Genomic DNA, 20,490 nt, shown 5'->3' on the forward strand with positions numbered 1-20,490 from the left:
CCGGTGCGGACTCGACCTTCGCGCGCTGAGGGTCGACGGTCCCGTCGCACTACGTTCGACGGGACCGTCGCACGCCGACGTCCGACGGGACCGCTGCTCAGCGCACGTGCAGGAACGGACCGCTGATCAACGCACGTGCAGGAACAGACCGCTGCTCAGCGGACGTGCACGAAGACCGGGTTCGAGTAGAACCAGAGGTCGCTCCACGGGCTCTCCAGCCCGTCCGCCAGTGGCTCGGCCTCGTCGGTGCTGGTGCCGCGTACCCGGGCGTAGGTGTCGGCGCCGACGTCGCGCAGGGTGTGCCGGATGACGTACTCGGCACCCTGCTTGCGCCAGTCGCGCGGGCCGAACCGGGCCACCACCTTGGTGGTCGGGTTGGTGTCGGCATCCAGGTTCGACTGCGGGCCGGTGATCTGCCCGGTGATCAGGTCGACCCGGCGGACCTCCGGGCGGTCGCCGTTGCCGTTCTTGCCGGCCGGCGGCCGGAACCGGATCTCGATCTCGACGTCGGTGCGGTTGCGCCGGCTCAACGTCACCGTCTCGCCCATCGCCGCCGTACGCCCCTGGCTCCGGGCGGTGAGGTCGAGGCTGCTGATCAGGTCGCCGGTGGTGACCCAGATCCGGCCGTTGCGCAGCCCGTCCATGATGTCGGCGTAGTCCTGCCGGGCGTGCACGTAGGTCTTGCTGTACTCGCCGGGCCAGAAGTCCGAGCCGCCCCGGGTCCAGTGCACGTGCGAGTCCGAGGTGGCGGTGATCCACCAGCGCCGGCCCTCACCGAGCAGCGAGTCCCACATGCCGCCGACCCGGGCGGTCATCTGGTCGAAGCCACCGTGCGTCGGGTAGTTGCCGTAACCGCCCCGGGCGCCACCGTTGAGCGGACCCGCCTGGTGTCCGGGTGCGCCCTCGAAACCGACGTAGATCTCCGGCGCCGCGTTGTTGCCGTTGCGGAACTCGCGCGGGGTGTCCTGGCCGTAGACGCCCCAGCCGGGCGCCGAACGGGAGGTGTGGTGGCCGATGACCAGCGGCTTCTGCCGCATGTCCCGGGCCGCCTTCAGGAACTCGATCATCTTCGCCTCGGTGTCCCGGCCCGGGTCGGTCGGGTAGGCGTCGAACTTGTTGAACCGGCTCTCCAGCTCGAAGAGCTGCTGCGCCTCGTCCTCGTGGTGCGGGATCATCAGCGTGTGGTGGTCCAGGGCGGGGGTGTCGAACTCCATCCCCCAGAACTGGAGCACCTCGGGGACCAGCTTGCGCGACCGCAGCAGGTCGGGGTACGCCTGCTCCAGGTTCACCTTGGAGTGGTTCGGCCCGCCGTGGTCGGTGCACATCGCCCAGGTCAGCCCGAAGTTCTTCGCCATGATGGCGTTGGTGACGATCGGGTAGACCGCGTCGGCGCCCTTGTGGAACGTCGGCGGGTTCGTCGAGGTGTCGAACTCGCCGCTGTACTCGGAGTGCACGTGGTGGTCGCCGGCCCGCCACACCCGGTTACGGGAGTCGCCCTGCTGGTTGCCCTTGTGGTCGTCGTCGTCCTTCTCGTGCGCGTACGCCGCGCCGCCCCCGACCAGGGGACCGGCGGCGACCAGCGTCGCGCCGACGCCGGCGTACCGGACCAGTTGGCGGCGGGAGATCTGCGCGCCCTCGGCCTCTTCCTTCATGGTGGAGCCTTTCGTTGAGCCAGCCGTGGCTGTGACAACCAGCGACTCTCACCGGATCGGTTGAATACCGGATGAATGGCGGCCGGGCCTGCCGGGAACAGTGCGTCCCGGTCGACTGAATCGGGCTCCGTCTCCGTGACCTGCTGTTTCCCTGCCTGCCCGGTGGGTGCCGGGCGGGCGGGTCAGCAGCAGTCGCAGTCGCAGTCGCAGCAGTTGCAGCAGTCGCAGTCGCAGTGCCGGGTGCACCAGCAACGGTCGCCGCGCGACCTGCGGTGGTACCTGCTCCAGCGCGGCTGCCACAGCCCGCAGGTGCAGGTGGTCAGCACGCAGGCGCCGCCGATCACCAGCGGGGCGCCGCAGCCGTCCGGTCGCGGTTCGGCAGCCCCGGGATGACCCGCCGGCTGCCCGGACCGGCGGTGCCCGGCGAGCGGCACCGCCGGGTGGTCGTCGGGTACCCCGGCCAGCGCGAACGTCCGTTCGATGGCGTCGCCGACCTCGCGGTCGAGCAGCGCCCGGACCAGCGCCCGGTCCCGCAGTTCCAGGTCGGCCAGGGCCAGCCGCAGGCCGTGGTGCGCGTCCTCGCACAACCGGCGGGCCTCGGCCAGGTCGGTGCCGGTGGCCCGCAGCGGGTTGAACGCGCCCCGGGCGGCGTCGTCGGCGTGGTCCTCGACGGCGTCGAGCAGGTGCGCGATCCGGCCGAAGTACCTGCCGACCTCGGCCAGCCCGGCGGCGTTGCCCGGTCGCCCGGCCAGGATCGCGGTGTGCGCGAAGGCAGCCGCCACGGCGGTCTCGGTCGGCTCGGTGGCGAGCAGTACCGACGCGCCCGGTACCAGGGTGGACTCCACCGCGCCCTGCCGGTCGACCGCGTCCAGCAGTACGGCCGTGTCGAAGCCGACCCCGTTGCCGGTCCGGGCGCCGGCCTCGGCCCAGCCGTCGGCCAGCCGACCGGCCACCCCGGCGAGGGCGGGCACCCGCAGCGCGCCGTCCCGGTCGGCGACGTGGTCCCGGGTCTTGCCGGCGGCGAGTACCAGCGAGACGGCGGCGGCCAGCCGGGCACCGGGATCGGCGGAGGAGAGCACCGAGGCGCGCTGGAACCCGCGCAGCGCGCACGGCGCCGCCGGGCGGTACGACGCCAGGGCCGGGCGCTGCGCCTCCAGCAGTACGGAGATCAGCAGGCCGTCGTAGTTGGTGGCGAGCCGGGCCCGCTGCCCGTGTTCGTCGCGCAGGGTGAGGCAGAGCCCGCAGAGGTGACCGAGCCAGGCGGCGTGCAGCTTGCCGCACATCCGGTGCCGACACGGTCGTACGATCCCGAACAACGCGCCCCCTCGGTCGAACCGTCTGCGGCGGCAGCGTACCGACCCGGTGCACCCCGGGACGGGTCAGGATTCGCCGGATCGGCGGCGGGGCCGGCGCAGCCCGCTCGACCGGACGGCGTCCGACATGGCCACCCCGAGCAGGACCGCTCCGGTGAACCCGGCCACCGCGACCGGGACCAGCGACAGGAACGCGGGTGCCGTGCCGACCAGCACCACCAGCCAGCCGAGCCGGGACCAGGCGAACGTGCCGAAGAGTTCGTACTCGAAGACGGTCCGCCCGATCAGGAACAGGGTGGGCCCGCCGACCACCACGGCGACCAGGTCGAGCCCGGCCGCGTTCCGGGTCTCGCTGACCAGCAGCTCGAATCCGGTGGCGGTGGAGACGACGCCGGCCACCATGAGCAGGTGGGTGTACGGCGCCCACCGGGTCGCCCGGCCCGGCCCCTCGGCGATCGCCGCCTGGAGGAGCGCGCCGGCCCGGTAGACGTAGATCTGCCAGAGCAGCAACAGGGTGGCGAACGCCAGCAGCAGGATGCCCATCCGTTCGGCGTTGAGTCCGGTACGACCGCTGAGCAGCAGCGGCACCAGGATGATGTCACCGAGCGCGAGGATGACGAACTGCTGGTAGCGCTCGCCGAGGTGCTCGCTCGCCTTGTCGTACTGGGCCAGCGGGACCCGGCCCAGCCAGGGTGTCGGATACCGCAGCGCGGCGCCGACGTAGTCGATCACCAGGGCGATGCCCCAGAGCACGAGCCGGGTCGACGCCGGCAGGAACGCGCCGGCCATCCAGAACGTCCCGGAGAGGGTGAACCAGCAGAGGAACCGGGCCGCCCGGGCCTGCGCCTGGTGCCGCCGGAGTACGGCCACCAGCACGATGCCACGGACCAGGTGGATGGCCACGTACATCCCGGCGAAGAGCCAGCCGAGCGCCGAGAACGCCTGCGGGATGCTCGCCGTCAGCACGATGCTGCCGAGCATCGCCCAGCCGACGATGATCTGGATCTTGGGCTCGTCCGGGTTGTAGAAGTCGGTGAGCAGGGCGGTGATCGACCAGACCCACCAGATCCCCATCAGCAGCACAAGTATCTCGGCCGCCGCCGTCCAGGTCACGGCCTCGGCCAGCCGCATCGACAGCAGGGCGAGGGCCGCGACGTAGACCACGTCGAGCAGCAGCTCCAGCAGGGTCGCCCGCTTCGGTGCCTCGGGATGGCGCAGCAGCCTGCGCGTCTCCTCGCTCGCCATCGAGCAGCCGCCCCACTTCCCGCCGTCCCAACGGTTACCTTCCGCTACCTATAGGCGAACGATCGACGGGCGGGGTTGGACGTAACCACGGCCGGCACCGCCCGCCGACGGCGTGGTCGACGACGAGAGGAACGCTCGGATGCGGGCCGGGTGGTGGCGGGTGGGGTCGGTGGTTCAGGGGTTCGGCTGGTCGATCGTGCGGGGCAGGCCCAGACCGGCGACGGCGGCGGCGACCAGTTCCTCCGGGGTCGCGGCGACGTCGAGGGTGAGGACCCGCTCGTCCGGCTCCGGCGGCTCCAGGGTGGCGATCTGCGAGTCGAGCAGGCTGGCCGGCATGTAGTGTCCGGCCCGCCGGGAGATCCGCTCCCGGATCACCTCGGCCGAGCCGTCCAGGAAGACGAAGTCGACGCTCGGCGGCCCCTGCCGGAGTACGTCGCGGTATGAGCGCCGCAGCGCCGAGCAGGCGAGTACGGTGGAGACCCCCTCGGCGGCGCGTTCGGCCATCCAGCCGGCCAGTTCCCGCAGCCAGGGCCAGCGGTGGGCGTCGTCGAGCGGCACTCCGGCCCGCATCAGCTCCACGTTGGACGGTGGGTGGAACTCGTCCGCCTCGGCGAAGGTCAGCCCGGTCGCCGCGGCGATCCCCTCGGCCACGGTGGTCTTGCCCGATCCGGAGACGCCCATCACCACGACGTGCCGGGTGGGTCGGGCCGGCCCGTCGCCGCTGCGGGACGGGCCGGGGACGCGGTCACCAGTCATGGACGGTGCCGTCCTGCAACCGGTTGAACGGCAGGTACGCCGGCTGGTACGGGAACCGGGCCGCCGCCTCCTCGTCCAGCTCGACCCCGAGCCCCGGCTGCTCGCCCGGGTGCAGGTAGCCGTCGGTGAAGGTGAACGACTGCCGGAACACCTCGTCGGTCAGCGGACCGTGCTTCATGTACTCCTGGATGCCGAAGTTGTGGATCGCCAGGTCCAGGTGCAGCGCGGCGGCCATCCCGACCGGCGAGATGTCGGTCGGCCCGTGAATCCCGGACTTGATCTGGTACTGCGCGGCGAAGTCCAGCAGCTTGCGCATCGCGGTGATCCCGCCGGTGTGCGTGACGGCGGACCGGACGTAGTCGATGAGCTGTTCACGGATCAGCGTCTGGTAGTCCCAGACGGTGTTGAAGACCTCGCCGATCGCCAGCGGGGTGGTGGTGTGCTGCCGGACCAGCCGCAGTGCCTCCTGGTTCTCCGCCGGGGTGCAGTCCTCCAGCCAGAACAGGTCGTACGGCTCCAGCGCCTTGCCCAGCTTGGCGGCCTGGATCGGGGTCATCCGGTGGTGGCCGTCGTGCAGCAGCGGCAGCTCCGGGCCGAACTCGTTGCGTACCGCCTCGAAGACGGTGGGCAGGTGCCGCAGGTAGGCCCGGGTGTCCCAGTCCTCCTCGACCGGCAGTGCGGTGCGCTGCGCCGGCTCGTAGTCGTAGCGCTTGCCGTCGACGCTGGTCTGCGCGGCGACGCCGTACACCGCGTTGATGCCGGGGACCGAGGTCTGCACCCGGATCGACCGGAAGCCCTCGTCGAGGTGCCGCCGGATCGAGTCGAACAGCTCCGGGAGGTCCCGCCCGGAGGCGTGCCCGTACGCCATGATGCCGGCCCGGGACGCGCCGCCGAGGAGCTGGTAGAGCGGCATCCCGGCGGCCTTCGCCTTGATGTCCCAGAGCGCCACGTCGACGGCGGCGATCGCGGCCATGGTCACCGGCCCACGCCGCCAGTACGCCGACCGGTAGAGGAACTGCCAGGTGTCCTCGATCCGGTGCGGGTCCCGCCCGATGAGCAGCGGTACGACGTGGTCGGCGAGGTAGGAGGCGACGGAGAGTTCCCGCCCGTTGAGGGTACCGTCGCCGAGCCCGGTGATCCCCTCGTCGGTGGTGATCTTGAGGGTGACGAAGTTGCGGTCCGGGCTGGTGACGTTCACGTCCGCGGCGACGATCTTCACGACTTGCCTTTCTGCGCTGGGGTGGAATGGGGGAGCGGTGGGACGGCGGGTCGGCTCACCACTCCGCGAAGGAGCCGTCGGGGTGCCGCCAGACGGGCCCGCGCCAACTGTGCCCGCGCTGGTCCGCCCGGCGTACCGCATTCTCGTCGATGTCGACGCCGAGACCGGGGCCGGTCAGCCGGGCGATGTGCCCGTCGGCGAACCCGAACGGCGTCCGGTCCAGCACGTAGTCCAGCACCTCGGCGTCGGCGTTGTAGTGGATCCCGATGCTCTGCTCCTGGATCAGGTAGTTCGGGGTCGCGAAGCCGACCTGGAGGCAGGCGGCCAGCGCGAGCGGCCCGAGCGGGCAGTGCGGGGCGAGCTGTACGTCGTACACCTCTGCCAGTGCCGCGATCTTACGGACCTCGGTGATCCCACCGGCGTGCGACAGGTCCGGCTGGGCGACCGCGATGCCGGCCTGGAGTGCCGGCAGGAACTCCTGCCGGCTGTAGAGCCGCTCGCCGGTGGAGACCGGGGTGCTGGTCGACCGGACGAACTCGCCGAGCAGGTGCGAGTTCTCCGGTACGACCGGCTCCTCCAGGAAGAACGGCCGGAACTGCTCCAGCAGCGGGGCGACCCGGCGGGCGTTGGCCAGGGTGAACCGGCCGTGGAAGTCGACGGCCACGTCCCGGTGCTCGCCGAGCACCTCCCGGGCGGCGGCGACCCGCCGGACCACCCCGTCGAGTTCGGCGACCGAGGCGACCGGGCTCATCCGGCCGGAGGCGTTCATCTTGACCGCCGTCAGCCCGGCCGCCACCTGCGCCGCGATGTGCTCGGCGACCTCGGCCGGCTCGTCGCCGCCGACCCAGCCGTACACCCGGATCCTGTCCCGGACCGGGCCGCCGAGCAACTGGTGCACGGGCGCGTCGAAGTGCTTGCCGGCGATGTCCCAGAGCGCCTGGTCGAGCCCGGATACGGCGCTGGCCAGGATCGGCCCGCCCCGGTAGAAGGAGCCTTTCGTCATCACCTGCCAGTGGTCCTCGATCCGCAGCGCGTCCTGCCCGACCAGCACCTCGCTGAGCTGGTGCACGGCGGTGCGTACCGTCTCGGACCGGCCCTCGCAGGTGGCCTCGCCCCAGCCGACGATGCCGTCCGAGGTCTCGATCCGCACGAACAGCCACCGGGGTGGGACGAGGAAGGTCTCCACCCGTTCGATCTTCGTCACGATGCCTGCTCTCAGCCCTTGGTGGCCCCGGCGGTGAGGCCGGAGACGACGTACTTCTGCACGAACAGCGCGATCAGCATGATCGGCAGGGTGACCACCGTGGACGCGGCCATCAGCCCGCCCCAGTCGATGCTGGCGTACCCGACGAAGTCGAAGATCGCCACCGGCAGGGTCTTGGTGTCGGCGCCGGAGAGCACCAGGGCGAACATGAAGTTGTTCCAGGAGAAGATGAAGGACAGGATGCCGGCGGTGGCGATGCCCGGCGCGGAGAGCGGCAGGGTGATCCGCCGGAACGCCCCGATCGGGGTGAGCCCGTCCACCTGCCCCGACTCCTCCAACTCCTCCGGCAGGCTGTCGAAGAAGCCCATCAGGATGTAGACCACCAGCGGCAGCGAGACGAACATGTGGCTGAGGATCAGCACGGTGAAGCCGCCGACCAGCCGCAGGTTGGAGAAGACGTAGTACCACGGCACCAGCAGCGAGACGCCGGGGATGACCCGGGCCATCAGCACCACCAGGGCCGACTTCTTCATGTTGAACCGGCTCATGGAGTACGCCGCCGGCACGCCCAGGATCAGCGACAGCACGGTCGCCGCGAACGCCACCCAGAGGCTGTTGCCGATGAACTGGAGGTAGTTCGCCTGGTCGAGGACCTTGGTGTAGTTCTCCAGCACCGGCGTGAACGCGAACGCCTTGCCGGAGTCGTAGATGTCGACGTTGGTCTTGAACGAGGCGGCGACCATCCAGAGCAGCGGGGCGATCAGCGAGACCACCACCACGGCCAGGGCCACCGCCCGGAAGACCTGGTACGGGGTACGACGCTTGCGGCGGGCCATCAGAGTGCGCCCTTCTTGCGACGGGACGTCAGCGCCCACATCGAACCGATGATGATCAGGAAGAAGATGATGAGTACGGTCGACGAGATGCCGTACTCGTTGTAGTCGAAGCTCAGCCCGTACGCGTACACGTTCAGCGTCTCGACCTCGTGGAACGAGCCGCCGCCGCGCCCCTTGGTGGCGTACAGGATGTCGAAGGTCTTCAGCGCGTCGATGCCGCGCAGCAGGATCGCCACGATCACGGTCGGCATCAGCAGCGGCAGGGTGACGTGCCGGAACCGCTGCCAGGCGTTGGCACCGTCGACCCGGGCCGCCTCGTCCGGCTCGTTCGACAGCGCGGTCAGCCCGGCCAGCAGGATCAGCACCACCATCGGGGTCCACTGCCAGATGTCGATGAAGATCGTCGTCGGCAGCGCGCTGTGCTGGCCGGCCAGCCACGGCTGCGGTCCGATCCCGACCCAGCCGAGGATCTGGTTCGCCATCCCGATGTTCGGGTCGAAGATCAGCCGCCACATCATGCCGACCGCGACCGGGGTGGCGACCAGCGGCAGCAGGATCGCCACCCGGACCCACCGTTCGCCGCGGAACGGCCGCCAGAGCAGCAGTGCGACCGCCATGCCGATAACGATCTCGAAGAGCAGCGCGACCCCGGTGAAGCCGACCGTACGCAGCACGGCGGGCCAGAACCGGTCGGTGTCGGAGAGCACCTCGAGGTAGTTCGCGAAGCCGACGAACTCGGACTCCGCCCGTACCGATCCCTCGGCGTCGGTGAGGCTGAGGTAGATCGTCCAGGCCAGCGGGAAGATGATCAGCGCACCGACGAACGTCATGGCCGGTGCCGCGAATAGCCACTTGCGATGGTTGTTCGCCCAGCGGGTCCAGCCGGTCAGGTCGCCGGACGGCTGGGTGGAAGCGATGGATGCCATGGGGTGGTCTTTCCGGTTCGGCGGGACTTCCCGGTTCGGCGGAAGAGACGCGGGGTGACGGAACCGCTCCGCCACCCCGCGCGACGGCTTACTTCTCGGCCTACTTCTCGTCGTCGAGGAGCTTCTGGAACGCCTCGTTCGCCGTACCGGCCGAGCCGGCGACGTCCTTGCCGGTGATCGCGTCGACGATCGGCTGTCCGACGATCTCCCGGGCCTCGGCGACCTTCACGACCAGCGGCCGGTCGTGGCCGACCCCGTTCTCGGTGCTGACCTTGATGGCGTCGGCGAGGTCCTTCGGGTAGGTCGCGATGCCCTCCGGGTTGGCCCAGACCGAGGTACGGGCACCCGGCACGCCACCCTTCTGCTGCGCCAGCGTCTGGTCCTTGCCGGCCGCCCACTGGATGAACTTCCAGGCGTTGGCCTGGTTCTCCGAGCCCTCGTTGACGCCGAGCGCCCAGGACGGGATGTTGTACGGCTTGGAGCCGGCCGGCCCGGCCGGGAACGCCGCGAAGCCGACGCTGTCGGAGACCTTGGACTTGGCCGGGTCGGTGGCGTTCTTGTAGAGCGAGTTGGCCTCGGTGTAGAAGGCCGCCTTGCCCTGGGTGAAGATGGCCATCGCCTCGGACCAGCTCATGTCGGTGCTGATGTTCTCCGGCCCGTGGTCCTTCAGCAGCCCGCCGTAGTACGCGTACGCCTGCCTGGCCGCGTCGGTGTTGACGCTGGCCTTGCCGCTGCCGTCGACGAAGTCGCCACCGAAGCTGTAGAGGAAGCTGGAGAACTGGGTGACCGCCGCCGCCTTGCCGGTCCGGGCGACGAAGCCGGCGATGCCCGGGTTGTCGGCCTCGACCTTGGCCGCCATGGTCTTCAGCTCGTCCAGGGTCTTCGGCGCTGCGGTGAAGCCGGACTTCTGCAACAGGTCCTTCCGGTAGTAGAGGACCTCCTGCTCGGTGATGATCGGTACGCCGACCAGCTTCTCCTCGTAGGTGGTGGCCTGCACCGGCGGGGCCTGGAAGTCGGCCAGCTCGAACGCCGAGTCGCCCTTGGCCTTCTCGGTCAGGTCGGCCAGGTAGCCGTTCTTGGCGAAGAGCTTCCCCTCCTGCAGCGGCCGGTACATCATCACGTCGATGTCGCTGGACCCGGCGTTCAGCTTGACGTTGTACTGGTCGGAGAGCTGGTCCTCGCCGAGCTGGGTGACCTCGACCTTGAGCCCGGTCTGCTGCTCGAACTCCGGCAGCGCCTTCTTTATGTTCTCCGTCCAGACGTGGTTCACCAGCGTCACGCGCAGGGTGTTCGACCCGCCACTGTCATCGCCGCCGCCTCCGCAGGCGGTCAGGCCGAGGGCAGCCACCACGGCCAGAGATGTTCCGATTACCGAGCGACGTAACACGTCCATCTCCCCTTCCGTCGCGGCAACCCGCCGTTGGGTGCCGCCCGCGGACTCCTACGTCCGCCTAATGCCGGATGCTAGGCCGATAAAGCTGACTTAAGCAAGACCAGGCCACTCACTGATAGGCTTTATTTATGGCCACGCCGTCACCTGAGGTCGCGTCTGTCCGGCTCGACCCCGCCGAGTCCGGGCTGCACGCCCGGCTGCTCGACCAACTCGGCACGGCCGTCTGCGCCGGCCAGCTTCCGCCCGGCTCCGTGCTCTACATCGACGACCTCGTCGAGCAGTACGCCGTCTCCCGCTCGGTCGTCCGCGAGGTGCTGCGGGTGCTCTCCTCGATGGGGCTGGTCGAGTCGCGCCGCCGGGTCGGCACGCTGATCCGCGCGGCCGGCGACTGGAACGTCTTCGACCCCCAGGTGATCCGCTGGCGGCTCGCCTCGGCCGGCCGGATCGCCCAGCTCCGCTCGATCACCGAGCTGCGTACCGCGGTCGAGCCGCAGGCCGCCTCGCTCGCCGCGCACCGGGCCACCCCGCAGGAGGCCAGCGAACTCGTCGGGCTCGCCGCCAAGATGTGGGCGGCCGGCAAGGCCGGCGACGAGGCCGAGTTCCTCCGGCTCGACATCGAGTTCCACCGGCTGGTGCTGGTCGACTCCGGCAACGAGATGTTCGTCAAGCTGCACGAACTGGTCGCCGAGGTGCTGGCCGGCCGCTACCACTACGACCTGATGCCGCACTACCCGCACGAGCAGGCGCTGCAACTGCACGCCGACGTCGCCCAGGCGATCCAACGGCGCGACGGCGAGCGGGCCAAGACCGCGATGGTGCAGATCATGGAGCAGGCCATGCTGGAGATGAGCGCGATCTGGGCGCAGACCGGACCGGATTCGGCCGGCTGACCCGGTTTCCCGAGCCGGCGGGCGACTCCCGGCGGGGGTACGGTTCTAGATCATCAATGCCGGCCCGGCGGACTATGGTTGGCCGGATCGCGCCGTCGCGTCACGTGGCGCCGGTGCGGGCCGACGAGACGTCCGCGTACCAGGAACAGAGGGGACCACCATGGCCGCATCATCCCGCCCGCCGTTCCGCGCCGACCACGTCGGCAGCCTGCTGCGACCCGCGCGGCTGCTGACCGCCCGGGAGGACCGGGCCGCCGGGCGGATCACCGCCGAGGAGTTGCGCGCCGTCGAGGACGACGCGATCCGCGAGGTGGTACGCCTCCAGGAGAGCATCGGGCTGCGTACCGCCACCGACGGAGAATTCCGGCGTACCTCCTGGCACATGGACTTCATCTACCAGCTCGGCGGGATCGACCCGGCCGACGAGAAGCTGACCGTGCAGTTCTTCAACGAGTCCGGAAAGCTGGAGTTTCAGTCGGCGGCGCTGCGGGTGCACGACCGGGTGAAGCTGACCGACACCATCTTCGGCGATGCGTTCTCGTTCCTGAAGCAGCAGGTCGGCACGGGCACCCCGAAGCTGACCATCCCGTCGCCGAGCATGGTGCACTACCGGGGTGGCCGGGCCGCCATCGACACCGGCGTCTACCCCGACCTGGACCAGTTCTGGACCGACCTCAGCGCCGCGTACGCCGAGCAGGTGCGTCGGCTCGCCGACCTCGGCTGCACCTACCTCCAGTTCGACGACACCAGCCTGGCGTACCTGAACGACCCCCGGCAACGGGAGATGGTGGCCGCGCAGGGCGGAGACCCGGAGCACCAGCACGAGCGGTACATCCGGCAGATCAATGCCTCGCTGGCCGGCCGCCCCGACACCATGTCGGTGACCACCCACATGTGCCGGGGCAACTTCCGGTCCTCCTGGGCGGCCGAGGGCGGCTACGACTTCGTCGCCGAGGCGCTCTTCACCCAGCTCGACGTCGACGGCTTCTTCCTGGAGTACGACGACGAGCGCTCCGGCGACTTCGCCCCGCTGCGCTTCGTACCGCCGGGCAAGAAGGTGGTGCTCGGCCTGGTCACCACCAAGCGGGGCGAGCTGGAGAGCAAGGACGACCTCAAGCGCCGGATCGACGAGGCCGCCCGCTACGTACCGTTGGAGCAGCTCTGCCTCTCCCCGCAGTGCGGCTTCTCCTCGACGGTGGAGGGGAACGCACTGACCCAGGAGGAGCAGGTGGCGAAGCTGCGGCTGATCGTGGAGACCGCGCAGGAGGTCTGGGGCGACAACTGACCGCCCGCCACCTGTCCACCCGGCCGGGCCGCCGCTCAGTCCGGCCGGGCTGCCGCTCAGTCCGGCCGGGCTGCCGCTGAGTCCGGCCAGTCACCGGTCGACCGGCTCAGTCCGGCCGGGCTGTCGGTCGGGGGCTCAGTTCGGCCGGGCGAAGCCGCCCTTCGGGGCGATGATTTCCAGGTTGGTGCCGTCCGGGTCGTTGAAGTACGCGACCTCGGTGCCGGCGGCGTCCGGCGGCGACACCTCCTCGGTGGTGAAGGTGTAGGCCGGGCCGAGGAAGTCGAGCCCGGCCGCGCGCATCCGGTCGTACACCGCCGGCAGGTCCTCGACCTCGAAACAGAGGTGCATCGAGCCGGGCCGGTTCGCCGCCACCTCGGCGGGCTCGCCGGCCGGCTGCCGGAACTGGATCAGGTCGATGCCGAGGTTGCGCAGCCGGAAGGTGGCGTACCGCAGTTCGGTGCGGAGCAGCCCCTGCGAGCGGGCGAACGCGGCACCCCGCATGGTCTCGTCCTCGACCACCGGTTCCAGCCCGGTCAGTGCCCGGTAGAACGCGACCGAACGGTCCAGGTCGGCCACGGAGATCCCGACGTGCGCGGCGGTGTCGAGCCCGACCGACACCGCCGCCGGATCGGGTACGGCGTTGCTCATCGTGGCACCTCCCGACGGCTGGTCGGGGTGGCTCTTCCCGGCCGTCAGGAGTGCAAACCGGGCTGTTCCGCCGGGCGTCCAGTGGGCTGTTCCGCCGGGCGTCCGGTGGGCCGGTTCCGGCCGAGCAGCCGGACCAGCGAGACGGTGGAGATCACCGCCCAGCTCGCCTCCAGGAGCAGGAAGCCCCAAGACTGGTGCAGCAGGGCGATCACGGCCAGCACGGTCGAGCCGACGATGTTGAGCGCCAGATAGCGGTAGGAGTGCGGGGACAGCCGACGGCTCTGGGCGGCGGCGAAGGCCGACAGGATCAGCAGCGAACCGACGATCTCGATGACATCGACAAGAGTCATGATTTTCTGCGCGCCGTCTTTGCAGGGCCGGGTACGGCAGCGCTCTCGTCCGGGGGCGGTCGCATGATGGCGCCACCTGATGATCGAGAATAGCCGGGTCGCCGCCGGATCGCCCGGTTGGTGCGGAACCTCACCAACCGGCCGCACCCCGGAAGGCCGACGGGTGGCCGGTGGATGGTTCGATGCACGCCAGCGACCGTGTGGAGGAAGGGGCATCCGGGGATGACGGGGCACGAACAGGACGCGGGTCCGGCCGGTACGCGTACCAGGTGGGTGGCACCGGTCCGCCGGGCGCTCGCCCGGATGCTCAACCCCGACGGCCTCACCTCCGGGTACGTGCCGGCGCAGCGCGGCGGGGACACCGACCGGATCGTGGACTGCGCCGCGTACGTCGACGGGCGTCGACTGCCGGGCCGGCCTGACTACCGCGCCGCGCTGGCGGCGGCCCGCCGAGGTCGCGGCTTCGTCTGGCTCGGGCTGCACGAGCCGGGCGAGGCGGACTTCGCGCCGATCGCCCGGACGTTCGGCCTCGACGACCTGGTCACCGAGCACGCGCTGAACCGGGAACACCGGCCGGCGGTGGAGCGGTACGACCAGGTGACGGTGATCGTGCTGCGCACCACCCGGTACGTCGAGCACTCCGAGCTGACCGAGACCTCCGAGGTGGTGGAGACCGGTGCGGTGACCGTGTTCGTCGGCCCCCGGTTCGTGATCACCGTCCGGCACGGCGCACCCGGTGCCCTCCGGCCGGTCCGGGCCGACCTGGAGGCCAAGCCCACGTTGCTGGCCCTCGGCCCGTGGGCGGTCGCCTACGCGGTCTGTGACCAGCTCGTCGGCTCGTACGTCCAGGTGGCCACCGCCGTGGAGGCCGACGTCGACGCGGTGGAGGAACAGGTCTTCGCCCGGCGCACCGCACGGGACCGGATCGCGCACATCTACCAGCTCAAACGGGAGCTGATGGAGTTCAAGCGGGCGGTGGCGCCGTTGCAGCGGCCGTTCGCCGCACTGCTGGAGGACCGGGAACTGCCCCGACCGGTGGTCCGGTACTTCCGGGACGTCGGCGGGGTGCTCTCCCGCACGGTCGAGCGGATCACCGCCTACGACGACCTGCTGAACTCGATCCTCCAGGCGCGGCTGGCGCAGGTGTCGGTGGACCAGAACAACGACATGCGGAAGATCGCGTCATGGGCGGCGATCTTCGCGGTGCAGACCTTCATCGCCGGCATCTACGGGATGAACTTCGAATTCATCCCCGGGCTCAAGGCGGCGCACGGCTTCTGGGTGGTGCTGGTGGTGATGCTGGTCCTGGCGGTGGCGATGCACCGAGGCTTCCGCCGCAACAACTGGTTGTGAGGTTCCGGGACGCGCGGTCGCCGGTCAGAGCCAGTCGCGGCGTTTGAAGATGACGAAGAGCGTGCTGCACACCACCAGCATCAGGAAGAGCGCGAACGGATAACCGAAGACCCAGTGCAGCTCGGGCATGTGCACGAAGTTCATTCCGTACACCGTGCCGATCAGGGTCGGTGCGAACAGGATCGCCGCCCAGGCGGAGATCTTCTTGATCTCCTCGTTCTGGGTGTAGCTGGCCACGGTCAGGTTCTTGACCTCCTCGTTCTGCGACTGGGACACCAGGGTGGCGTTCAGGGCGAGGATGTCCGCCAGGATCTGCCGGAACTCGTTTACCCGCTCCGACGCAGTGGTGGCGTGGTCGGCCACGTCGCCGAGATAGCGCCGCAGCTCCTCGTCGGTGCCGTACTTCTCGAACCCGGCACTCAGTCCCTGGAGGATGTCCAGCAGTGGCCGGGTGGCCCGCTGGAACTCGATCACCTCGCGGGAGAGTTCGTAGATCCGCCGGCTCACCCGGGGATCACCCCGGAACACCTCGGTCTCGATCTCGTCGATGTCGTTCTGCAACCCGCCGACCACCGGCGCGTACCCGTCGACGACGCTGTCCAGGATCGCGTACAGCACCGCCTCCGGGCCGCGCCGGAGCAGATCCGGGTCGTTCTCCATCCGGCGACGTACGGCGGTCAGGTCCGGTGCCTGCCCGTGGCGTACGGTCAGCACGAAGTTGGCTCCGACGAAGACGTGCACCTCGCCGAAGTCCACCTCCTCGGCCTCGTCGAGGTAGCGGGCGGCCCGGAGCACCACGAACAGGGTGTCGCCGTACCGTTCGAGCTTGGGGCGCTGGTGCGCGACGATGGCGTCCTCGATGGCCAGCTCGTGCAGCCCGAACTCCTCGGCGACGGTGAGCAGTTGCGCCTCGGTCGGCCGGTACAGCCCGATCCACGCCATCGTCCCCGGCTGGTCCCGCAGCCGCTGGCAGGTCTCCGCCAGGTTCGGCGGGCCGTCGACCCGCTGCCCGTCCCGGTAGATCGCGGAGGTGACCACGCTCTCCTCCGCCGGTGCCCGCTCGGCGACTGCCTCGGCCGCCCGGGGATCCATCGACAGCTCCGGTGGCGACTGCGGATACCGGTCCTGCGAGCGGCGCAGAGCCCGCTTCGCGGGACGCAGGGCGCGCGAACGCCAGTCGGACATGGGAAAGCCTCCACAACGAAGACGTCGAGCGACACGTGCGGGGATCCCACGGAAGAGTGGATCGCAATACCGGTCGACGGCCCGCGCCGAGCCGCCGTCCCATCCCACGCCCGCCCCCGGCCGAGGACGACAAACCGCCGGCCAACAGCACGGAAACGTTGACCAATCCCCACGGTAGGCGGAGCGGCCGGCCTTCGCACCCCGAGTCGCGGACAACCTCGCCCCGGCCCCGGACGACGGGACTGACGGGAACGAGGACTCCGGTGCGCCGAACCGCTCGTGCTGGGAGGGCGGGCGGCAGCCGCCGCAGCTCCGCCACCAGGTCCCCGTGACGGTCCGGGCGAGGTCGAGCGGCCGGGGCGCCGGCCTGCTGCCGCCTGCGGCCAGGGCCGGCGCCTGTTCGCGGTACTCGTCCGTCAGCCGCCGGCCACCGAGGGGATGACCTGTACCTCCGCGTCGTCGCGTACCGCCGTGTCGAGGCCACCGGTCTGTCGGCAGTCCTCGCCGTCGACGTAGACGTTGACGTACCGGCGCAACTCGCCCTGCTCGTCGCGGAGTCGACGGATCAGTCGGGGCCACCGCGCGGCCACCTCGTCGAGCACGGCCCGCAGCGTCCCCGTCGCGGTCACGTCCAACCGGCCCACCCCGGCCGTCTCGCCGCGCAGCGCGGCGGGCACCAGAACGGTGACCATCGGCTTCACAGCTCCACGGCCCGGACGCAGAGCACGTCGGGCAGGTGGGCGGCGACCAGCGACCAGGAGTCGCCCTCGTCTCGACTGGCGTAGACCTCGCCGGACCTGGTGCCGAAATAGACCCCGGCCCGGTCGGCGTCGTCGACGCACAGCGCGTCCCGGAGCACGGCAGGGTAGTAGGGGCCGCTCGGCAGCCCGTCGGTCAACGGCTGCCAGGTGTCACCGGCGTCGGTCGACCGGAAGACCCGGCAACGCCGGTCGACGGGGAAGCGTTCCCCGTCGGCGACCAGCGGAAAGGTGAAGATCGTGCCGCCCCGGTGCGGATGGGCGACCATCGGGAAGCCGAAATCGCTCGGCAGCCCGTCGGCGATCGACTGCCAGCTCACCCCGCCGTCGGTGGATCGGTAGACGCCGTGGTGGTTCTGCGCGTAGAGCCGCTCCGGGTCGGCCGCGTCCCGGGCGACCTTGTGCACGCACTGCCCGAACTCGGGCCACTCGTCGGGGAGGAAGTAGGCGCGGATGCCGGTGTTCTGCGGTCGCCAGCTCGCGCCCGCGTCGCCGGTGCGGTAGACGCCGCCGGTCGACATGGCGACCAGGATCTGCGCCGGGTCGTCCGGGTGCGGCAGCACGGTGTGGATCGCCTGGCCGCCGAACCCGGCGTCCCACTGCTTGCGGTGCGGGTGGTCCCAGAGCGGACGGATCAGCTCGTAGGTGATGCCGCCGTCGACCGACCGGAACAGCGCCGACGGCTGGGTGCCGGCGTAGACCACGTCGGGCTGGTCGACCGGACCGGGGGTGAGCTGCCAGACCCGCTCCAGGCTCGCCCCGGCGCCGGCCGGGAAGGCGACCGGTGGCTCCGCCGGCTCCTGCCAGGACGCGCCGAGGTCGTCACTGGTCGCCACACTCGGGCCGAAGTGCGAACTGGTCACCCCGGCGAGGAGTCGGGGCGTCGCCCGCCGTTTGTCGACGGCGACCGAGTAGACCCCGGTCATCGCGAAGTGTGGCCCGCTGACCTGCCAGGTCTTGCGGTCGTCGTCGCTGGTGGCCAGGAATAGGCCCTTGCCGGTGCCGATTGCCAACAAGGCTGTCATGATCATCCCTCCGATCGGACGTGCGCCGTCGATGTCCGTCGGCCAGTATGCCGACCGGCACCGACAAAAGCGCAGCCCGGAGCCGGTGGCGGGAGGATTTCCGACCGGCTACGGCCAGAGTTCGTTCACCTGGGCGTAGCTGAGCACGTCCCCGCCGAAGCCGAAGGTGCCGGTCTCGTGGATCTCCCGCGCCGCGTCGACGAAGGCGCTCAACGCCACCCGGGCGAGCGTCGAGCCGACGCTGATCCGGCGTACGCCGCAGTCGGCGAGCATCGCGACGGTCACCCCGGGGGCGCCGCCGGCCAGCGCGTTGACCGGTTTGTCCACCGATGCGCAGACCGACCGTACGGCGTCCAGGTCCGGCAGCCCGGGCGCGTACAGGACGTCGGCACCGGCTGCGGAATACGCCCGGAGCCGGTGGACGGTGTCCGGCAGGTCCGCCCGCCCGTAGAGGAAGTTCTCCGCCCGGGCGGTCAGGGTGAACGGGAACGGCAGCGCCCGGGCCGCCGCCACGGCCGCCTCGACCCGGCGGACCGCCTCGGCCAGCGGGCGGATCGGGTCGGCGGGATCTCCGGTGGCGTCCTCGATCGAACCGCCGACCGCGCCCGCCTCGGCGGCGAGCCGGATCGTCTCGGCCACCTCGGCCGGACTCTCGCCGAACCCGCTCTCCAGGTCGGCCGTCACCGGCAGCGGACCCGCCTGGGCGATCACCCGGACGTTCTCCAGCGTCTCCGCCCGGCTGACCAGGTTGACGCCGTCCCGTCGACCGAGCGCGAAGGCGAGGCCGCCGCTGGTGGTGGCGAGCGCGGGGAAGCCGAGTCCGGCGAGCACCCGCGCACTGCCCGCGTCCCACGGGTTCGGGACCACGAAGGTCGGCCCCTCGTGCAGGTGGCGGAACGTGACCGCCCGGCGGTACTGGTCGGCGGCGTCCAGAATCATCGGATCATCCTTCCTGGGAAGCCGCCGGCAGTCTACGAGTACGCCGCCGGCTGCGTACTCGTGCCCGGCCCGCCGCCTCGACCTCGGGGCAACCGGTCCGGGCCGGCCTCGTCACTCGGGGGTGCCGTTGAGCATCCAGGGCAGGTTGAACTTGCGGAACACGATCGACCGACGCGAGGTGTCGCTGGCGGCGGTGTTCTCGTTCACCTCGACCAACGCGCCGACGAAGTAGTCGGCGGTCTTGGCCATGCTCGAGTAGCCGCCCTCGGCGACACTTCCGCTGCCGAGGCCCGGCCAGGACGGCAGCGGGGCGTCGCTCAACCGGCGGTAGACCGGCCAGGTCCGCGCCTCGTCGTAACTGATCCGCACGGTCATCCTGGTCCGGGTCTCGGTACTCGCCGAGTTGAGGAAGACGATCCGGGTCGGCGAGTCGAGGTTGTAGCGCAGTACGGAGCCCTGGGCGCGCGGATCCAGCAGCGTGTCGTCCGGCACGAAGGTGGCGAAGCCGCCCTCGATCGTCCCGCGCGTCACCCAGCGGCGCTTCGCGTCCTCCCAGACCGAACCGACGGCCCGGTCGTTGCGCATCAGCCGGCCGTCGGTCAGTTCGAGTACCGTTCCCTCGCTGGTGCCCTCCTGGGCGACGCCGCCACTGGTGGTGATGCGCTGCACCTTCCAGGTCGCCCCATGGTCGTCGCTGTAGATGTTGCGGTGCAACGCCGGGATCACCAGCCGGCCGGTGGAGGTCTGCACGCCGACTCCCGGGCCCATCGCGTCCCAGGCCCAGGCCGCCCCGCTGGCGAACGTCCTCGGCTTGAGTGTGGCGGTCAGGTCCACCGGGTCGGTCCAGTTCCGGCCGTCGTCGGAGCTGCTGCTGACGTACACCTTGCGGTGCTCCCAGGCGGTGATCCGGGTGGTGCCGTCGTCGCCGTTCTGGCTGTAGCCCGCCGGGTTCCAGGACATGAAGAGCCAGATCCGGCCGTTGCTGGAGTCGACGACGGCGGTCGGGTTGCCCCAGGTGCCCTGCCCGGCCCCGACCACCTCGTCCAGCGCGGACCAGGTGGCGCCGTTGTCCTCGGACCGCTTGAAGACCAGGTTGATGTTGCCCCAGTCCCGGTTGTTTGACGCCCGGCCCTCGGCGAACGCGATCAGGGTGTTCGCCCTGGTACGCACGAGCGACGGAATCCGGAACGAGTGGTACGTGATGCCGTTGAGCGACTCGCCGCCGCCGTCGAAGAGCAGCCGCTCGCTGTGTGCGGCCGGTGCCGCCACGGCGGGCCCACCCGCCGGTGCCACGGACAGGCCACCGAGCAGCACGCCGAGCGCTGCCAGAGCCGTCGTCGTCCTCCGCCGGAACATCGCCACCTCCTCGCCGCCGAGCAGCAACTGACCGGCGGCTCCTCGTAGTAGATGCTGGCTGACCGGTCGGGTGCGTCGCGAACCAGTCAAATAGCTACATGTGTCGCTTGAGTCGAGAAGGAAACTGCCACACCGTCCCGGGCGCCGCAAGGCGCCG

The 20,490-nt window shown here is 70.6% G+C and carries 19 protein-coding genes and 1 riboswitch; of the genes, 3 read left to right on the forward strand and 16 right to left on the reverse strand.

What is annotated here, in order from left to right; translation table 11 throughout:
- Window positions 1–155 precede the first annotated feature (155 nt).
- The 9 genes from Pen02_RS31925 to Pen02_RS31965 all read right to left on the reverse strand — a co-directional run bounded on the left by Pen02_RS31925 (window position 156) and on the right by Pen02_RS31965 (window position 10,502).
- The gene (locus Pen02_RS31925; RefSeq protein WP_203869878.1) at window positions 156–1,652 is read right to left on the reverse strand and encodes a CehA/McbA family metallohydrolase domain-containing protein; all 1,497 of its coding nucleotides are present in this window, start codon (window positions 1,650–1,652) and stop codon (window positions 156–158) included.
- A gap of 182 nt (window positions 1,653–1,834) precedes the next feature.
- On the reverse strand, window positions 1,835–2,968 hold the full coding sequence (locus tag Pen02_RS31930) for a DUF5685 family protein (RefSeq protein WP_275413629.1): 1,134 nt from the start codon (window positions 2,966–2,968) through the stop codon (window positions 1,835–1,837).
- A 63-nt stretch (window positions 2,969–3,031) separates the two neighbouring features.
- Window positions 3,032–4,210 carry a low temperature requirement protein A gene (locus Pen02_RS31935; protein WP_203869880.1) on the reverse strand — a complete coding sequence of 393 codons (1,179 nt, stop codon included), beginning with the start codon at window positions 4,208–4,210 and terminating at the stop codon, window positions 3,032–3,034.
- 174 nt (window positions 4,211–4,384) lie between these two features.
- A complete protein-coding gene (locus Pen02_RS31940; RefSeq protein ID WP_203869881.1) occupies window positions 4,385–4,966 on the reverse strand; it encodes a gluconokinase in 582 nt (193 codons plus the stop codon).
- Complete coding sequence (gene manD, locus Pen02_RS31945) at window positions 4,956–6,185, reverse strand: D-mannonate dehydratase ManD (RefSeq protein WP_203869882.1); 1,230 nt, start codon at window positions 6,183–6,185, stop codon at window positions 4,956–4,958. The genes Pen02_RS31940 and manD overlap by 11 nt, the downstream gene beginning before the upstream one ends.
- A 55-nt stretch (window positions 6,186–6,240) precedes the next feature.
- Window positions 6,241–7,389 (reverse strand): galactonate dehydratase, encoded by a 1,149-nt coding sequence (gene dgoD / locus Pen02_RS31950; RefSeq protein ID WP_203869883.1) that lies wholly within the window; start codon window positions 7,387–7,389, stop codon window positions 6,241–6,243.
- An 11-nt stretch (window positions 7,390–7,400) separates the two neighbouring features.
- The gene (locus tag Pen02_RS31955) at window positions 7,401–8,225 is read right to left on the reverse strand and encodes a carbohydrate ABC transporter permease (protein ID WP_203869884.1); all 825 of its coding nucleotides are present in this window, start codon (window positions 8,223–8,225) and stop codon (window positions 7,401–7,403) included.
- Complete coding sequence (locus Pen02_RS31960) at window positions 8,225–9,151, reverse strand: carbohydrate ABC transporter permease (RefSeq protein WP_203869885.1); 927 nt, start codon at window positions 9,149–9,151, stop codon at window positions 8,225–8,227. The genes Pen02_RS31955 and Pen02_RS31960 overlap by 1 nt, the downstream gene beginning before the upstream one ends.
- A gap of 100 nt (window positions 9,152–9,251) precedes the next feature.
- Window positions 9,252–10,502 carry an ABC transporter substrate-binding protein gene (locus Pen02_RS31965; protein WP_203869886.1) on the reverse strand — a complete coding sequence of 417 codons (1,251 nt, stop codon included), beginning with the start codon at window positions 10,500–10,502 and terminating at the stop codon, window positions 9,252–9,254.
- Window positions 10,503–10,672: 170 nt separating this feature from the next.
- Between Pen02_RS31965 and Pen02_RS31970 the strand changes: the two genes are divergently transcribed.
- Both Pen02_RS31970 and Pen02_RS31975 read left to right on the forward strand, forming a co-directional pair.
- On the forward strand, window positions 10,673–11,434 hold the full coding sequence (locus tag Pen02_RS31970) for a FadR/GntR family transcriptional regulator (RefSeq protein ID WP_203869887.1): 762 nt from the start codon (window positions 10,673–10,675) through the stop codon (window positions 11,432–11,434).
- A 160-nt stretch (window positions 11,435–11,594) separates the two neighbouring features.
- The gene (locus Pen02_RS31975) at window positions 11,595–12,719 is read left to right on the forward strand and encodes a 5-methyltetrahydropteroyltriglutamate--homocysteine S-methyltransferase (protein WP_203869888.1); all 1,125 of its coding nucleotides are present in this window, start codon (window positions 11,595–11,597) and stop codon (window positions 12,717–12,719) included.
- A 135-nt stretch (window positions 12,720–12,854) separates the two neighbouring features.
- Here the strand turns inward: Pen02_RS31975 and Pen02_RS31980 are convergent, their stop codons facing one another.
- Entirely contained in the window at window positions 12,855–13,367 is a 513-nt protein-coding gene (locus Pen02_RS31980; protein ID WP_203869889.1) for a VOC family protein, read from the reverse strand.
- Window positions 13,368–13,411: 44 nt separating this feature from the next.
- A complete protein-coding gene (locus Pen02_RS31985; protein ID WP_203869890.1) occupies window positions 13,412–13,717 on the reverse strand; it encodes a CBU_0592 family membrane protein in 306 nt (101 codons plus the stop codon).
- A gap of 7 nt (window positions 13,718–13,724) precedes the next feature.
- Window positions 13,725–13,785: riboswitch (guanidine-III (ykkC-III) riboswitch) on the reverse strand.
- 154 nt (window positions 13,786–13,939) lie between these two features.
- Between Pen02_RS31985 and Pen02_RS31990 the strand changes: the two genes are divergently transcribed.
- Window positions 13,940–15,070 (forward strand): magnesium and cobalt transport protein CorA, encoded by a 1,131-nt coding sequence (locus tag Pen02_RS31990; protein WP_203869891.1) that lies wholly within the window; start codon window positions 13,940–13,942, stop codon window positions 15,068–15,070.
- A gap of 24 nt (window positions 15,071–15,094) precedes the next feature.
- On the opposite strand, the gene Pen02_RS31995 is transcribed toward Pen02_RS31990, so the two are convergent.
- The 5 genes from Pen02_RS31995 to Pen02_RS32015 all read right to left on the reverse strand — a co-directional run bounded on the left by Pen02_RS31995 (window position 15,095) and on the right by Pen02_RS32015 (window position 20,360).
- Entirely contained in the window at window positions 15,095–16,255 is a 1,161-nt protein-coding gene (locus tag Pen02_RS31995; protein WP_239141647.1) for a magnesium and cobalt transport protein CorA, read from the reverse strand.
- Window positions 16,256–16,671: 416 nt separating this feature from the next.
- Window positions 16,672–16,947 carry a ubiquitin-like small modifier protein 1 gene (locus tag Pen02_RS32000; RefSeq protein WP_203869892.1) on the reverse strand — a complete coding sequence of 92 codons (276 nt, stop codon included), beginning with the start codon at window positions 16,945–16,947 and terminating at the stop codon, window positions 16,672–16,674.
- Window positions 16,948–16,952: 5 nt separating this feature from the next.
- On the reverse strand, window positions 16,953–18,038 hold the full coding sequence (locus tag Pen02_RS32005; RefSeq protein WP_203869893.1) for a WD40/YVTN/BNR-like repeat-containing protein: 1,086 nt from the start codon (window positions 18,036–18,038) through the stop codon (window positions 16,953–16,955).
- Between the two features lie 108 nt (window positions 18,039–18,146).
- Window positions 18,147–18,977, reverse strand: coding sequence for an isocitrate lyase/PEP mutase family protein (locus Pen02_RS32010; protein WP_203869894.1), 831 nt, complete (start codon window positions 18,975–18,977; stop codon window positions 18,147–18,149).
- Window positions 18,978–19,088: 111 nt separating this feature from the next.
- Window positions 19,089–20,360, reverse strand: coding sequence for a sialidase family protein (locus Pen02_RS32015; protein ID WP_203869895.1), 1,272 nt, complete (start codon window positions 20,358–20,360; stop codon window positions 19,089–19,091).
- Between the last annotated feature and the right edge of the window lie 130 nt (window positions 20,361–20,490).

This window comes from Plantactinospora endophytica (assembly GCF_016862915.1).
In the GTDB taxonomy this organism is placed as follows: Bacteria; Actinomycetota; Actinomycetes; order Mycobacteriales; family Micromonosporaceae; genus Plantactinospora; species Plantactinospora endophytica.